Genomic DNA, 13,699 nt, shown 5'->3' with positions numbered 1-13,699 from the left:
GCTAGAAGCTGGCCTTGAACCAAGAAATAGGGATAAACAGCAGCTTGCGCCAGTCAGAGACAAAGGCGCGCCGATTAAAGACATCGTAATCGTTGGCTTCGATGACATCAAGAATCTGGCGATAGAGCATCAATGCCGACCACACGGGCCAACGGGCATCCCGCTCTAGGTAAGCCACCCCCACTTCGGCTTCCCGATAAAATTGCCGTGCCCGCTGAATTTGAAAGCGCATCAATGCCCGCCAGCGATCGTCAATCACTCCCCGCTGCAAGTCTTCTGCGGTGTAGTTAAAGGCAGCCAAGTCCTCTAAGGGCAGATAAATCCGCCCCCGCCGCATATCTTCGCCCACATCCCGCAGGATATTGGTCAGTTGATTGGCAATGCCAAGAGCAATGGCTTGATCCTTGAGGGTACCTTTAGCCTGATAGGGATCCACCCAAGGGGAACACAGGCGATCGCTGTAGGGGTTTCCCCCCATTACCTCAAGGGACATGAGGCCGACGGTACCGGCCACGCGGTAGCAATAGAGTTCCAATTCAGCAAAGGTTTCATAGCGACTGCGGTGCAAGTCCATCCGCTGGCCAGCAATCATGTCCCGAAAGGGCTGGATGTCGAGGGGGTACTGTTCCAGCGTTGCCGTTAGAGCTAAATCCATGCCATCGTGGGGACGTCCAGCAAAAATATCCTCAAGGCGCGCTTCCCACTCATCAAGGGTGGCCATGGTTGTCGTTGCGGCTTGGGGGCCATCCACCAGTTCATCGGTGCGCCGACACCAGACGTAAATTGCCCAAATGGCGCGGCGCTTGGCGGGGGGCATCAACAGCGTGCCGAGGTAAAACGTCTTGGCATAGGCGGCAGTGACCTGACGACACAACTCGTAGGCCTCGTCGAGGGAAATCAGGGGAGGGACGTACTCGGCTCTAGGCAGTTGCAGCATTGGCGGCAGTTTGAATAGAGGTTTTAGGGGGCTGCGGGGCGTTGCTCTCTGCGAGCCGCTTCGCGATCGCCTGCGCTGTCAGCTTACCAGAAAGTACCGCACCTTCCATACTCCCTAGGTAGGGCTGCATCGTGTAGCTCCCCGCAAGGAAGAAGTTGGGAATGGGTGTGGCCTGATCCGGACGAAAGGCTTGGCGACCGGGGGTGGCTTTATAGACTGAGCGGGGGGTTTTCACCACCGCCGTTTTCAGCACTTTAGCAGGTTCCGGTAGGTGATTGGGGAAGAGTTTGGCCAGTTCCGCAAGGGTCGCCTCAACAATCTCCTCATCGCTGCGGCCAATCCACTCTGCAGCAGGCGCCAATACCAGCTCTAGCATTGACTTGTCGGGATCGGCATAGCCCTTGCAGGTTTCGCTCATGTCGGCATAAACACTCAACAGGGGCGATCGCGAGAAGAGGAGATGATCCACTGTCGGCAATTTGCGATCAAACCAGATTTGGACGTTAATCACCGGGACGCCTTCGAGGCCATTGAGTTTCTGGAAAAAGGGCAGGTCTTGCCACGGCTTCGGCAGCAGCAGTTTAATGGCATCCACCGACATTGCTGAGACATAGGCATCCGCTGTGACTTCAAAGCGCTGTTGTCCCTCGCGATCGGCCATGACAAAGGACTGCACCGAGAGATCCTCATTGAGGACAATCTCCCGCAGAGCCACATTGGTGTGCACTTCACCGCCCCGCGCGGTCACATAATCCACAATGGGCTGACACAACCGTTCGGGGGGTGCCCCATCCAAGAAGGCAATTTTTGAGCCATAGCGTTCCCGCAGAAAGCGGTTCATCGCCGTCAGGGGAATCGTGGCCGAGACCTCATCGGGGTTCAGGAAGGTCAGTGCCTTTGAGGCCGCAATAAAAATGTCGGAGTTTACCCGCTCATCAATCCCTTGGCGTTGCAGCCATTCGAGGAGGGTGTACTTGTCCATTGCCTCGACGTATTTTTGGCCGCGCACGATCGCTGGCCACAGCCCCAAGGCAAAGCGGAATTTCTGCTCCCACGTCAGCATATCGTTGTTGCGCAAAATGGAGAGCAGTACATTAAAAGGCGCAGGAATATCGGGAACATCAAACCACGAGAGCACCCCCGGCTTTTCCGGTTGGTTAAAAATCAGGGCATGGCGTTTCCATTGCAGGCGATCGCTAATCCCCAATTCCGCTAGGAGTTGCAGCATATTGGGGTAGGCACCAAAAAAGGCGTGCAAGCCCGTTTCCACCCAATCCCCATCGGCATCCTGCCATGCCGCCACCAAGCCACCAAGGACATTGGCACGCTCAAACACCATGGGGGTATGTCCTGCATCCACTAGATACTTGGCGCAAGCTAAGCCCGCTAAGCCACCACCGGCAATTGCAACTCGCATGAATGACGCTACCCTAACTGACGAAGATGAACGCAACCCCCTAGGGGGACAAAAAGCTGTTCATATTATATTTACAAAACGTTACGGAGGCAGCCGCTTTAGGCTAATGTTGAGCCTGAATTTGCCAAATAGGCCGTACTTCCCATCGGACCAAGGTAGCGGCAGAGGTAGGGCGAAAAGACTTCATAAATCAGCGTAATGGGACGGCGATCGTGCCAAAAGAGATAATGCCGCCCCCAAAAAGGCCCCGCCTCGCCAAAGGCTGCCGCCAAGGTTTCAGAGTGCCCGAGATACACCGCCTGAATGTCGCGATAAAGCTCCACCTTGCGTTGGGCGAGGTTCGTCCAAATGGGCATGGCACGGTTTTGCAAATACTCATCCACATGGGCAGCTTCCCACCAAGAGGTGGCGTAGGCCAAACGTTGACCTGAAGCGGTGCGTAGCCACACTTGACGCCGCAGCCGCGGGCCGGGAATGAGTTGCAGTTGCGCCGGGGCGCGATCGCTGGCATGGCCAATGGCGGACATATCTATCACGTCCACTTCCGTGGTTTCACCCGTCAGCAGTTGCAGGTGGCGGGTGGGGGAGCCATCCCCAAGAATCAGGATTTGCCACGCCGGCGCTAAAAGATCATGAGGTAATCCTTGGGCGATCGCCGCCGCATCCCCCTGCCAAATGGGATCAAGGGCATACCAAGGGGTTGAGCAGGTGGAGGGCAACAGCGAAACAGTCAAGGACGGGACACAGTGCTTAACAAAACTTCGTCAATTGTAGCAAGGATTTTATCCGTCCTTCAGGATGGCACGAAAGACCCAGACCTAGAGTACAGTCGTAGTGAGCAGCAATCTTGGGGCAATCTCTATGGCAACCACCGCAGCATCTACCCTAGAACTGACACCGGAACAAACGGCCATTTGGATTAAGGGTCTCTTGAGCATTGCCGGCGCCGATGGTCACTTTGATCCCGAAGAGAAGCAACTGATTGCGAGCCTGATTCGCGAGGAAATTGCCCCAGAAATAGATCTTGAACATTTTGCTCCAGTCACTAATGAAGAACTGGTGGCCACCTTTGGCGGCGATCGCGCCCTTGCGGAAAATTTCGTGCGTACAGCCGTGATGGTGGCGCTTGCCAATGGCATTTACTCCCAACCAGAGGATGCCGAACTGCAACGCTTTTGCAACGCCTTGGGACTGGAAATTACTGCCCTTGAGTCCCTGAAGCACACCCTTGATGGTCAGCACGAGAGCAATGAACAAACCCTGCGCCTATTGGATCCCGTGCGCCACTGGCTGGATGGTTTAGAGGTCAAAGATGCCAAGGTAGCTCGCTTTCTCTGCCGCCTGATTCCCCCCCAATGCCCCTTTGAGCGCGACATTACCCTTTTTGGTCGCAAGATTGTCCATATTCCCCCCCTCTGTAAACTCAATCCCCTTTATGATCAATTAGTGGGGTTGCGCTTCCGCTCGCTCAGCTATTTGGCCGACGAGTGTGGTGAAGATATTACCCCCTACTGTTAGATGGTGCTGACCCGTTTAGATGCCAAACCCAACCAAACCGAAAATTGCCTTTGCCCACCTTGGCTGTGATAAGAACCGCGTGGATACGGAGCACATGATTGGTCTCCTTGCGGCAGCGGGCTATGGGGTGGGTACCGATGAAACCGAAGCCGACTACGTTATTGTCAATACCTGTAGCTTTATCCAAGCCGCCCGCGAAGAGTCGGTGCGCACACTGGTAGAACTGGCAGAAGCCAATAAGAAGATTGTGATCACAGGCTGCTTAGCGCAGCATTTTCAAGGGGAACTCTTGGCGGAGCTTCCTGAGGCGGTGGCCGTCGTTGGCAGTGGCGATTACCAGCACATTGTTGAGGTGATTGAGCGGGTAGAAACGGGTGAGCGGGTGCAACAAATTAGTGCTGTGCCCACCTACATTGCCGATGAAACCGTTCCTCGCTACCGCACCACGCCGGAACCGGTGGCCTATCTGCGGATTGCTGAGGGCTGTGACTATCGCTGTGCCTTTTGTATCATTCCCCATCTGCGGGGCAACCAGCGATCGCGCCCCATTGAGTCCATTGTTAAGGAAGCCCATCAACTCGCCAGCGAGGGCGTCCAAGAAATCATTATTGTTTCGCAAATTACCACCAACTATGGCATTGATCTCTATGGTCAACCCCAACTCGCGGCGCTGATCCGTGCCCTTGGGGAGGTGGATGTACCTTGGATTCGCTTGCATTACGCCTATCCTACGGGGCTAACGCCTGAGGTGATTGCAGCGATGCGGGAAACTCCTAACATCTTGCCCTATCTGGATTTGCCGTTGCAACATTCCCACCCAGAGGTGCTGCGGGCGATGAATCGGCCTTGGCAAGCGGGGGTGAACGATCGCCTGATTGAACGGCTACGGCAGGACTTACCCGAAGCAGTGATGCGCACGACCTTTATTGTCGGCTTTCCGGGGGAAACCGAGAGCCACTTTGAGCATCTCTGCCAGTTTGTGCAGCGCCATGAATTTGACCATGTGGGGGTCTTTACCTACTCCGCTGAGGAAGGGACTGCCGCCTATGATCTGCCGGATCAGGTTCCAGAGGAAATCAAAATGGCGCGGCGCGATCGCCTGATGCAACTGCAACAACCCATTGCCCAGCGCAAAAATGCTGCTGAAGTGGGCAAAACCATGCCTGTGCTCATTGAGCAGGAAAACCCACAAACTGGGGAATTGATTGGGCGATCGCCCCGATTTGCCCCCGATGTTGATGGTGTGGTCTATGTGAAGGGAAGAGCCACCTTGGGCACAATTGTCCCCGTGAAGATTACTGCTGCTGATATTTACGACCTGTACGGCATCATCCCTGCCTAAGTACGGTTTTACTCCTAGGCAGATTGGAATCATTGGGGCTATGGTCGAGGCAGTTGGGGACGTTGCATCGGCTGCTATGGGACGCTCGCATTCCACCATTGATCGGTATGATACCCGTGCTGGCGATCGCTTTTGGCAGTGGCAAGCGGGGGTTGCTGCCTTAGAAAGATTATTGGCAGTCACGCATCCCATTGAGGGCTTTTTAGTTTCCTTCCCCAGCCTCATTCTTCAAGATTGTCCCCTAAAAACCTATGTCCTCATGCCCCAAGGGCGATCGCTGCCCTACCTGCCCCCTACAGACGCCAATCCTGCTTTGCCAGCAATGACCCTTTTGCCCGCAGCGCGAGAAGGCATGAATCCCTTTTGCCTGCTTCTGAGTCCAGAGGTCAATCTTTTACTGATCTATCAAGGGGAGCGCGGACTGCACTTTTCCTTTGCCCCTGAGGAAATTCATGCTTTTTGGCAGCAATTGCGGCAGCAACTTCCCTTAGCCAATCTCCACCCCATTGATCAGTGGCTGGCCAGTGTCGAGATGGTGCCCCCCAGCTATCGTTTGGTGAGTCAGTTTGCTCAATGGCTGCTGGACTATAGTCAACCGGCGGCCACGCCCCTGACTGTGACTTCTACCCCCATGGCTGCGGATATTAGCCTGCTGCAAGCCCTTTCCCACGAGGTGCGCACTCCCCTCACCACCATCAATACCTTTATCCAATTGCTACAACGGCAAGAGAATCTACCGCAGCGCACGTACCAGTATCTGCAAAAGATTGGTCAAGAGATTCAGGATCAAATCACCCGCTTTAATCTCCTGAGTGATGCCGCCGAAATCTTCACTAGTCCTAGCCCCAAACCCCCCCTTGCGTTTGGGCAAACCCACTTGACGGAACTCTTCACGACCAACTTGGCTCGCTGGCAAAAACAGGCGGCGCGTCGTCAAGTCAAATTGGTTCTCGACTATCCGCCCAATTTACCCCTTGTTCTCAGTGATCCAGCGTCTTTGGATCAGGTCTTGACTGGGTTAGTGGAATACTATAGCCAAACCCTTGCCCCAGAGAGTGAACTGAAATTGGTGGTGCAGCGGGCAGGGCAGCACGTGAAGCTAGAATTGCGATCGCCCCAGTACAAACACCGCAGCGATCTGGCCGCCTTGGGGCACCTGCTCCTGTGGCATCCCGCAACCGGCCAACTGAGTCTCAACTTTCAGGCGGCAAAACTCTTAATAGAAGCAGTCGGCGCTAAGGTCATTCAACGGCGCGATCGCCAAGCGGGCGAAATTCTCACCCTTTATTTGCCCATTGCGGAAGACAGCGGCTGACAGCGGGGACAATAGTGACTGGAGCGTCCTGCCAAGCGCAGCCGTTCAATCGTTGTGCCACAGACGCGGCAGGCTTCCCCCTTGCGACCATAGACCCATGCTTGACCCCCATAGCGACCATTCACCCCCGCCGGAGTGACGAAGCTACGAATTGTCGTACCGCCCGCTGCAATCGCTTCCCTCAGCACTTGGCGAATCACCTGATGGAGGTGAACGATCTGCTCAATCGTTAGGGTGTAGGTGGGTAGGGCGGGGTGCAGACCACTCAAGAAAAGACTTTCATCGGCATAGATATTCCCCATGCCGGCAACAACGGTTTGATCCAAAAGTGCCGTTTTTAGCGCGCGACGATAATGCACCAACCGCTCCGCCAAGAACCAAACTGTAAAGGCCTCACTCAGGGGTTCTGGTGCCAAGCTGGCCAGTGTGGGAATCGCCGTTTCGGGGCGGCAGTGTGCAGGAATCCACCAACAGCGACCAAACGTCCGTTGATCCACAAAGCGGAGTTCCGCCCCCGTTGCGAAAAACCAGCGTACACGGGTATGGGAACAAAGGGGCACCGGATCAGTGAGCCACAGTAACTGACCACTCATGCGCAGATGAATGACGAGGTGGCTGCCGTCATCTAGGGTGGCTAAAAGATACTTGCCGCGCCGTTGCCATTGTTGCAGGGCGCGATCGCGCAGGTGATCAATAAACGCTTGCGGCTCTTCAGGAAGCGCAATAGAACGGGCTAGAAGCACCTCCACCCCCACAATGGGTTGCCCAAGGGTGACCACCTCTAGCCCACGACGTACGGTTTCAACTTCCGGTAATTCCGGCACGGTCTGAGAAACTATTTACCTTTTTTGGGCGGAGCCACTTCTTGCACTTCGTGCAGCGCAAAGTTATTGGTGTTCACACCGCTGGCACTGCCGCTGTAGCCGGTGTAATTGACTTTGTCGAAGCGCACAATCACAGGATATTTGACGCCGGGGGTTTGATCCACAGAGGCGACGGTGCCCACTTCGTTGTACCAGTAGGATTCAGGGCGGAGAATCTTGACTTTAGAACCACGTTGCACCATGAGTTATCGTCCTAAAAATTTCTCAACGGCTAGAGTTAAGCCTACTATGACTACTACGGCCTGTTACGCTCACTCCACAAAATTTCACAGAGCACCCCATCTCTGGAACCCAGCAAAGGGCGGTTATGGGTTGGTCGCGTGACGAATCTCGGTGAAAAAAAGGCTGTATACTAGCGGGGAACTCCTTTCCATCATCCTGTTATGGCTAATACTGTCGAAGTGATTAAGCTGTCTGGGGTCTTTGGTGGCCCCCAAGCTCAGGAATTTCGTCAAACCATTGGTGAGCTGGTTCAAGGGGGGACTCAAGCCCTATTGCTGGATTGTGGTGAGGTCACCTTCATTGACAGTTCTGGCTTAGGCGCTCTTGTTGTTGCCCTAAAAACCGTCCGGGCAGGTGGGGGACAGCTTTACCTATGCAATATTCCCAAGCAGATGATGATGCTCTTTGAACTCACGAGCATGGATAAGGTCTTTCACATCCTCAAAAATGAGGAAGAGTTCTTTTCATTGAATCTACCTTCCCAAGGGGCAAGTAACTAGCTTCCCCTGCTACAATAGGCGATTCAGTTATCTGGCAACCAGTTGTGACCCCACCGCACTAGCCAATTGTTCGAGCATCGTTACTGTTGTCGCAAAGTCCACGCAGGGATCGGTAATACTTTGGCCATAGACCAATTGCGAGAGATCCTTGGGAATCGGTTGATTACCCGCCTTGAGATGGCTCTCGATCATCACACCCGCCAAATAACGGGAACCTTGCTGTACCTGCTGGGCAAGATTTTCACACACTAGCACTTGGCGTTGGGCATCTTTGGCAGCGTTGGCATGGCTACAATCCACCATCAGGCGGGGGGTGAGTCCCTTACGCTCTAGGAGGGCAGCCGCCATTTCGATGTGAGCGGCAGAATAGTTAGGGCCCTCTTTGCCGCCGCGCAGTACAAGGTGAGTATCGGGATTCCCAGTGGTGGCAACAATACTGGCACGGCCTTCAGCATTAATTCCCAGAAAATGGTGTGACTGCTGTGCCGCGATCATGGCATTAATTGCGGAATCTAAGTGACCATCGGTGCCATTTTTGAAGCCTACGGGCATCGAGAGACCCGACGCCATTTGACGGTGGGTTTGGCTTTCCGTCGTACGAGCACCAATGGCGGTCCAACTCACAACGTCAGCAATGTACTGGGGAATGATCGGATCGAGCAATTCTGTAGCGGCGGGCATCCCCAAGTTGGCCAAATCCAGCAGCAGCTTCCGTGCGAGGCGTAAGCCGGTGTTGATATCATAGCTGCCATCGAGGTGCGGATCGTTGATCAGCCCTTTCCAGCCTACAGAGGTGCGGGGTTTTTCAAAATAAACCCGCATGACAATTTCAAGACTATCCCGCAGGCGATCGCGCAGCCGCGCCAACTTTTCCCCGTATTCCAAGGCTGCCTTGACATCGTGAATTGAACAAGGCCCCACAATGACCAGCAGTCGGCGATCGCGCCCCTTAAAAATGTCACGAATGCGATCGCGGGTTGTGGCCACAAGGGTGGCTTGGGATTCGGTCAGCGGTAAATCCGCCAGCAGGGTAGCAGGCGTCAACAAGGGTCGCGTCTCAACAACGTGAAGATCAAACGTTTGCGGCATGGATCAGCAATCAGCACTTTTTTCATCATACCTCTCTAGCTACGATCCGCGCGCCACAGTAGGGCGATCGCCACCACCAAGCCAATACCGTGGGGCAACCACGCTGCTGCAAGGGGGGAGAGGGTGCCAATCGTCCCCAGTGCACCGAGAAAAAACGTGAGCACGTACTGACCAAACACCACTGCCACACTAATGCCAAATCCTTGGCGCCCCCGTCGTTGGGAGGGACTGAGGCCAAACCCCACCCCCAAAAGGGCAAAGACCACCGCCAAGAAGGGTTGGGCATAGGCCTGAGCCAGATGAACCTTGAGGGCACGCACCAGTTCTGGCTCTTGATTGGGATCGAGACGTTGCAGGGCACGGCGTGCTTGGGTGATCGAGAGTTCATCCACATCTGTTGGCCGCAGTTGTTGAGATTGGGCAGGCCGCGGCAAGCGGATCTCCTGTTGATCAAATTGCAAGAGATTGCGGCTGACTCCCGTGTGGGTAATCAAATAGGCTACCCCCTGAGAGAGTAACCAGCGACTCTCACGCACATTCCACTCAGCGGATTCAGCGCTAATGACCTGAGTCACCTGTGGTTGTGAAAAGTCCAAAACCGTGATTCCCTGAATGCGGCTGCCATCAAAGCGATGCCCATAATACAGTCGCCGCACATCTCCTTGGCGATCGTACTCAGGGTAGAAAATATCGGTGCCTGAGCCGAGGGTACGCTCCTGTTGCAGTAACTCCCGCATGAGTTTTTGCGATTCATACTTGGCGATGGGTACGGCGATTTCATTGAGCGCAAGGGTCAACCCACTCACAAACAATGCAAAAACCACCACAGGGACGAGGACACGGCGCAGACAAATCCCCACACTGCGCAGCGCAATCCACTCCCCCTCCTCTGAGAGCCGACTCATCGCCCCCACAACCGCGAGCAACACGGCCATCGGAAACACCAAGACCAAGACGCTGGGCAGTTGATAGCCAATCAATTGCAGCAAAATCGTTAGGGGCAGTTGAGCATCGGCAATTTGTCGCACCAGATCAAAAATCGTGCCGACGGTCAGCGCCAAAGTGGTAAAGATTGTAACGCCAAAAACAAACCCCGGCAGCAGTAGCGAGAGAAGATACTGATCTAACTTGGGAAGGGTCGGCAACCAGATCCGCCGCAGTGCTCTGATCATGTCTAGAAGCGAAAATCCTCACCGAGGTAGTATTGCCGCACTTTGGCATCCTGGGCCAATTCCCAGCTATTCCCTGCGGCTAAAATCTGCCCTTCCCGTAAAATGTAGGCGCGGTCAATAATTTCCAGCGTTTCCCGCACATTGTGATCGGTAATGAGAATGCCCATTTGGCGATCGCGCAGCTTGGCAATCATGTCCTGGAGGTCATGCACGGCAATGGGATCCACGCCCGCAAAGGGTTCATCGAGCAGTAAAAAACTGGGGCCTTGCTTACCTGCTGCCAAGGCACGGGCTAATTCGGTGCGCCGCCGTTCTCCCCCTGAGACTCGCCGACCGAGGGTGTGGGCAATGTGGGTGAGGCGGAATTCCGTGAGTAGTTGATCCAAGCGATCGCGCCACTGCCGCCGCGGCACTCCCGTCTCCTCTAAAACCAAGAGAATATTTTCAGCAACCGTCAACTGGCGAAAGATACTCGGTTCTTGGGGCAGATAGCCAATGCCCCGCCGTGCTCGCTGATGTAAGGGAGCTTGGGTAATATCCTCATCATCCAGCCATACTCGGCCATCATCCGGTCGTTCAATCCCCGTTGCCATGTAAAAGGTTGTCGTTTTCCCTGCACCATTGGGCCCCAGCAGACCCACCACCTCTCCGCGAGCCACCGAGAGACTGACGTGATCCACCACCCAACGACTGCCATACCGTTTACATACCCTCTCTAGGCGAAGCGTGGTCGGTAGCGCAAACCGCCCATTAGGGCTGCACAGGTGTAAGAATTTGTTGGTTAGGGTCATCGGGGATCATTAAAATAGATTCGACTTGGCGGCTGGGGGCGGGCAGAGCGACAAATTTTGCTTCCTCAATAAGATATGTGATGGTGTCAGCGCGGAGACTGTTCCCCTGTTGCAAAACATACACATTCCCACTGAGGACAATGCGCCCCTCCCGGCTAAAGTATTGTGCTTGTGCCGCCGTGGCCTGAATTTGGCGGGCGGGATAACGCAGTTGCACATTGCCCCGTGCCGTGATCACGCCTGTGACGGCATTCGCCTGCTGCACATCGGCCAAAATGGTAAGTGCTTGGGAAGGCGTTTCTTGGGAGTCTGCGGGCTGCCAGAAGAGGGGAGCGATTGCTAACCCTACCCCCAGTGTACCCAGCGCCAAAAGGCGGGATGGCCATCGGGAACAAGAGTGCAACATTTCCTTAAAGTCTCCGCCACAATGTCTTTATCCTAGTGGATAAGGGAAAATTTCCGCATCATGCCCGTTTACTTCTATTGGGGGGAGGATCAATTCCGACTCGAGCAGGCCGTGAAAGACCTACGGCAACAAGTGGTCGATCCCCTGTGGGAGAGTTTTAACTTCGAAAAATTTGCTGGGGAGGATGCTGAGGCCGTTCAAGCCGCGTTGGCGCAGGTGATGACGCCGCCCTTTGGAGAAGGCGATCGCTTGGTGTGGCTAGTGAATACAACGCTAGGTCAACGCTGTAGTGCGGAACTACTCGCAGATTTAGAACTCACCTTGCCACAAATTCCCCCGAACTGTCATTTTCTTCTTACCAGTCGCCAAAAACCCGACAGCCGCAGTAAAGCCGTCAAGCTGCTGCAACAGCATGGCAAGATTCAGGAATTTAGTCCGATTGCCGCTTGGAAAACCGCTGAGATTGAACAGCAAATCCGTGAGGCGACTCAACGCTATCCAGTCCGCCTGCCCCCAGAAGGAATACAACTGCTTGCCGAAGCCGTGGGCAATGACAGTCGCCAACTCCACAATGAATTAGAAAAATTGGCCTTGTTTGCGGGCGATCGCCCCCTTACCGCTGAAGACATCACCACCCTTGTTCATGCCACCCAACAAAGTAGCCTCACCCTTGCCAGTACGCTGCTGCGGGGAGACACAGCCACTGCCCTGAGCCAACTGGAGGACTTGCTACTCCAAAATGAACCCCCCTTGCGCCTTTTGGCCACCCTGACGAAACAATTTCGCACCTGGTTGTGGGTCAAGTTGCTCAGCCATGAGCGCGACCATCAACGCATTGCCAAGCTCGCCGAAGTGGGAAATCCGAAACGGGTCTATTTCCTGCAAAAAGAAGTGAACGCTGTTGCTTTGCCGGCCCTTCAAGCCTGTTTGCAGATTCTCTTAACCACGGAGTATCAACTCAAGCTAGGGGCTGAGCCAGTGGCGACTCTACGCCAAGGGATGATTCAGCTTTCCTTGGCCTGCTCACGGCGTTCTTGGGGCGATCGCTCGGGCGGCGGTGACAATTGACTCGGCGGCAACCGCGAAGGTTTGCGACTGGGACGATTCCACGTTTGCCATGCGGCTTTTACCCCGGCAAAAACACTACGGGTGGTCACTTTCGCCTCTTGAACTTGGCGTTTTGCCGCTGCAATTCCTTGATCCACCTGCTTGACGACATTGCCTGCACTTTCTACCCCTTGGCTAATGTCGTCGGTGAGATCGCTAATCTCTAGACCTGTCAAGCGAATTGCTTCTAGGGTAGGGGGCAATTCACGCCCCAAGGTATCAAAGAGCTTTTCGGCACTGCGCGCCGCCCGTGCCAATTCCATAAACGCCGGAATCGCAGCAACCAGAACGGCTGCCAAGCATACGGCCACTAATACCAGTGACACCGCCAACCAAAAAATTGGTTCTGTCACGTTGGTTCGTCCACTGAATCCTGCGGGGGATGTGTCCCGATACTATCACGACTTTCCTAGGGACAACAGTTACGGGAGTGACGTCCAAGGCAAACGCCCACTTGAAAATTTAGGAAAGAGCCGTCACATTCATGGCCAAAACCAAGCGCAGCTAGCAAGTTTGCTACCAAAATTCGCCGCAGTGCTCCGTCTATACCGCAAAGCGGTTAGGTGGTGGTGAGGCGGCGGGCGACCGCAGGGAGCAGCCACTCAATCTCAGCTTGTTGCTGGATATATTGAGCTAGCACCGAACATCGGGCGTGACTAATCGCTATAATGCACTCATGCTCACCCTGACGTACGAGTACAAACTCAAACTAACCCAGCAGCAGGCCAAGCAGATCGACCACGATCTAGACGTGTGTCGCCAAGTTTGGAATGATCCGCTGAGGGAACGCAAAGACTGGATTGCTTCGCGCAAATGTCCAGTCAATGCCTGCTCTGTGCGTAGCGAGTACATCATCCCAGCGGATGCCCCTTACCCCAGCTTCAACGTGCAGTGCCAACGATTGACTGAAGCAAAGCAGTTCAACCCTGATTTAGCGTCGGTTAACGCCCAAGCATTGCAGCAAGTCTTGAAGCGGCTAGACCAAGCGTTTGAGCGGCG

The 13,699-nt window shown here is 54.6% G+C and carries 15 protein-coding genes and 1 pseudogene; 6 read left to right on the top strand and 10 right to left on the bottom strand.

The genetic code is table 11. The features are described 5' to 3' along the window. Nucleotide 1: 1 nt before the first annotated feature. The 3 genes from RHH27_RS02700 to RHH27_RS02690 form a co-directional block, all read right to left on the bottom strand. On the bottom strand, nt 2-937 hold the full coding sequence (locus RHH27_RS02700) for a phytoene synthase (RefSeq protein WP_206200965.1): 936 nt from the start codon (nt 935-937) through the stop codon (nt 2-4). Continuing rightward, nucleotides 921-2,354, bottom strand: a complete 1,434-nt coding sequence (pds, locus tag RHH27_RS02695) for a 15-cis-phytoene desaturase (protein ID WP_302678785.1) — start codon at nt 2,352-2,354, stop codon at nt 921-923. Before pds ends, RHH27_RS02700 begins: the two co-directional genes overlap by 17 nt. A gap of 98 nt (nt 2,355-2,452) precedes the next feature. Next, the gene (locus tag RHH27_RS02690; protein ID WP_302678784.1) at nt 2,453-3,088 is read right to left on the bottom strand and encodes a chorismate lyase; all 636 of its coding nucleotides are present in this window, start codon (nt 3,086-3,088) and stop codon (nt 2,453-2,455) included. Between the two features lie 127 nt (nt 3,089-3,215). Between RHH27_RS02690 and RHH27_RS02685 the strand changes: the two genes are divergently transcribed. From RHH27_RS02685 to RHH27_RS02675, 3 genes are all read left to right on the top strand, one after another. Continuing rightward, complete coding sequence (locus RHH27_RS02685; protein WP_302678783.1) at nt 3,216-3,872, top strand: Mo-dependent nitrogenase C-terminal domain-containing protein; 657 nt, start codon at nt 3,216-3,218, stop codon at nt 3,870-3,872. Nucleotides 3,873-3,891: 19 nt separating this feature from the next. Then, nucleotides 3,892-5,214, top strand: coding sequence for a 30S ribosomal protein S12 methylthiotransferase RimO (rimO, locus tag RHH27_RS02680; protein WP_302678782.1), 1,323 nt, complete (start codon nt 3,892-3,894; stop codon nt 5,212-5,214). 76 nt (nt 5,215-5,290) lie between these two features. Beyond that, nucleotides 5,291-6,529, top strand: coding sequence for a sensor histidine kinase KdpD (locus tag RHH27_RS02675; protein ID WP_302678781.1), 1,239 nt, complete (start codon nt 5,291-5,293; stop codon nt 6,527-6,529). Here the strand turns inward: RHH27_RS02675 and RHH27_RS02670 are convergent. Then, on the bottom strand, nt 6,499-7,353 hold the full coding sequence (locus RHH27_RS02670; protein ID WP_206200959.1) for a DNA-formamidopyrimidine glycosylase: 855 nt from the start codon (nt 7,351-7,353) through the stop codon (nt 6,499-6,501). The two genes, RHH27_RS02675 and RHH27_RS02670, sit on opposite strands and share 31 nt — an antisense overlap. 11 nt (nt 7,354-7,364) lie before the next feature. Then, nucleotides 7,365-7,595: a photosystem I reaction center subunit IV gene (locus tag RHH27_RS02665; RefSeq protein ID WP_011057407.1), complete on the bottom strand. Its 231-nt coding sequence runs from the start codon at nt 7,593-7,595 to the stop codon at nt 7,365-7,367. Nucleotides 7,596-7,796: 201 nt separating this feature from the next. On the opposite strand from RHH27_RS02665, the gene RHH27_RS02660 reads away from it, so the two are divergent. Then, entirely contained in the window at nt 7,797-8,135 is a 339-nt protein-coding gene (locus RHH27_RS02660) for an STAS domain-containing protein (protein WP_206200958.1), read from the top strand. A 27-nt stretch (nt 8,136-8,162) separates the two neighbouring features. On the opposite strand, the gene RHH27_RS02655 is transcribed toward RHH27_RS02660, so the two are convergent. Genes RHH27_RS02655 through RHH27_RS02640 form a run of 4 tightly spaced genes read right to left on the bottom strand, consistent with a single transcriptional unit; the run spans nt 8,163 to nt 11,593 of the window. Further along, on the bottom strand, nt 8,163-9,224 hold the full coding sequence (locus RHH27_RS02655) for a 3-deoxy-7-phosphoheptulonate synthase (protein ID WP_206200957.1): 1,062 nt from the start codon (nt 9,222-9,224) through the stop codon (nt 8,163-8,165). A gap of 35 nt (nt 9,225-9,259) precedes the next feature. Next, nucleotides 9,260-10,396 carry an LptF/LptG family permease gene (locus tag RHH27_RS02650; RefSeq protein WP_206200956.1) on the bottom strand — a complete coding sequence of 379 codons (1,137 nt, stop codon included), beginning with the start codon at nt 10,394-10,396 and terminating at the stop codon, nt 9,260-9,262. A gap of 2 nt (nt 10,397-10,398) precedes the next feature. Beyond that, nucleotides 10,399-11,187 carry an LPS export ABC transporter ATP-binding protein gene (lptB, locus tag RHH27_RS02645; RefSeq protein WP_225901628.1) on the bottom strand — a complete coding sequence of 263 codons (789 nt, stop codon included), beginning with the start codon at nt 11,185-11,187 and terminating at the stop codon, nt 10,399-10,401. Further along, nucleotides 11,147-11,593: an LptA/OstA family protein gene (locus RHH27_RS02640; RefSeq protein ID WP_302677271.1), complete on the bottom strand. Its 447-nt coding sequence runs from the start codon at nt 11,591-11,593 to the stop codon at nt 11,147-11,149. Before RHH27_RS02640 ends, lptB begins: the two co-directional genes overlap by 41 nt. A gap of 60 nt (nt 11,594-11,653) precedes the next feature. On the opposite strand from RHH27_RS02640, the gene holA reads away from it, so the two are divergent. Beyond that, nucleotides 11,654-12,661 carry a DNA polymerase III subunit delta gene (gene holA, locus RHH27_RS02635; protein WP_302678780.1) on the top strand — a complete coding sequence of 336 codons (1,008 nt, stop codon included), beginning with the start codon at nt 11,654-11,656 and terminating at the stop codon, nt 12,659-12,661. On the opposite strand, the gene RHH27_RS02630 is transcribed toward holA, so the two are convergent. Further along, the gene (locus RHH27_RS02630) at nt 12,598-13,053 is read right to left on the bottom strand and encodes a hypothetical protein (protein WP_206200953.1); all 456 of its coding nucleotides are present in this window, start codon (nt 13,051-13,053) and stop codon (nt 12,598-12,600) included. The genes holA and RHH27_RS02630 overlap by 64 nt on opposite strands. A 323-nt stretch (nt 13,054-13,376) precedes the next feature. Between RHH27_RS02630 and RHH27_RS02625 the strand changes: the two are divergent. Next, nucleotides 13,377-13,694, top strand: a pseudogene (locus RHH27_RS02625) (helix-turn-helix domain-containing protein); the annotation flags it as partial. Nucleotides 13,695-13,699 lie beyond the last annotated feature (5 nt).

It is taken from the genome of Thermosynechococcus sp. PP555, from assembly GCF_031583225.1.
GTDB lineage: Bacteria > Cyanobacteriota > Cyanobacteriia > Thermosynechococcales > Thermosynechococcaceae > Thermosynechococcus.
This window is presented reverse-complemented; position numbering and strand designations above follow the sequence as displayed.

Coding starts and splice junctions, on each gene's coding strand:
- RHH27_RS02700 (WP_206200965.1), bottom strand. CDS start 937: ATGCTGCAACTGCCTAGAGCCGAGTACGTCCCTCCCCTGATTTCCCTC.
- pds (WP_302678785.1), bottom strand. CDS start 2,354: ATGCGAGTTGCAATTGCCGGTGGTGGCTTAGCGGGCTTAGCTTGCGCC.
- RHH27_RS02685 (WP_302678783.1), top strand. CDS start 3,216: ATGGCAACCACCGCAGCATCTACCCTAGAACTGACACCGGAACAAACG.
- rimO (WP_302678782.1), top strand. CDS start 3,892: ATGCCAAACCCAACCAAACCGAAAATTGCCTTTGCCCACCTTGGCTGT.
- RHH27_RS02675 (WP_302678781.1), top strand. CDS start 5,291: ATGGGACGCTCGCATTCCACCATTGATCGGTATGATACCCGTGCTGGC.
- RHH27_RS02665 (WP_011057407.1), bottom strand. CDS start 7,595: ATGGTGCAACGTGGTTCTAAAGTCAAGATTCTCCGCCCTGAATCCTAC.
- RHH27_RS02660 (WP_206200958.1), top strand. CDS start 7,797: ATGGCTAATACTGTCGAAGTGATTAAGCTGTCTGGGGTCTTTGGTGGC.
- RHH27_RS02655 (WP_206200957.1), bottom strand. CDS start 9,224: ATGCCGCAAACGTTTGATCTTCACGTTGTTGAGACGCGACCCTTGTTG.
- RHH27_RS02650 (WP_206200956.1), bottom strand. CDS start 10,396: ATGATCAGAGCACTGCGGCGGATCTGGTTGCCGACCCTTCCCAAGTTA.
- lptB (WP_225901628.1), bottom strand. CDS start 11,187: ATGACCCTAACCAACAAATTCTTACACCTGTGCAGCCCTAATGGGCGG.
- RHH27_RS02640 (WP_302677271.1), bottom strand. CDS start 11,593: ATGTTGCACTCTTGTTCCCGATGGCCATCCCGCCTTTTGGCGCTGGGT.
- holA (WP_302678780.1), top strand. CDS start 11,654: ATGCCCGTTTACTTCTATTGGGGGGAGGATCAATTCCGACTCGAGCAG.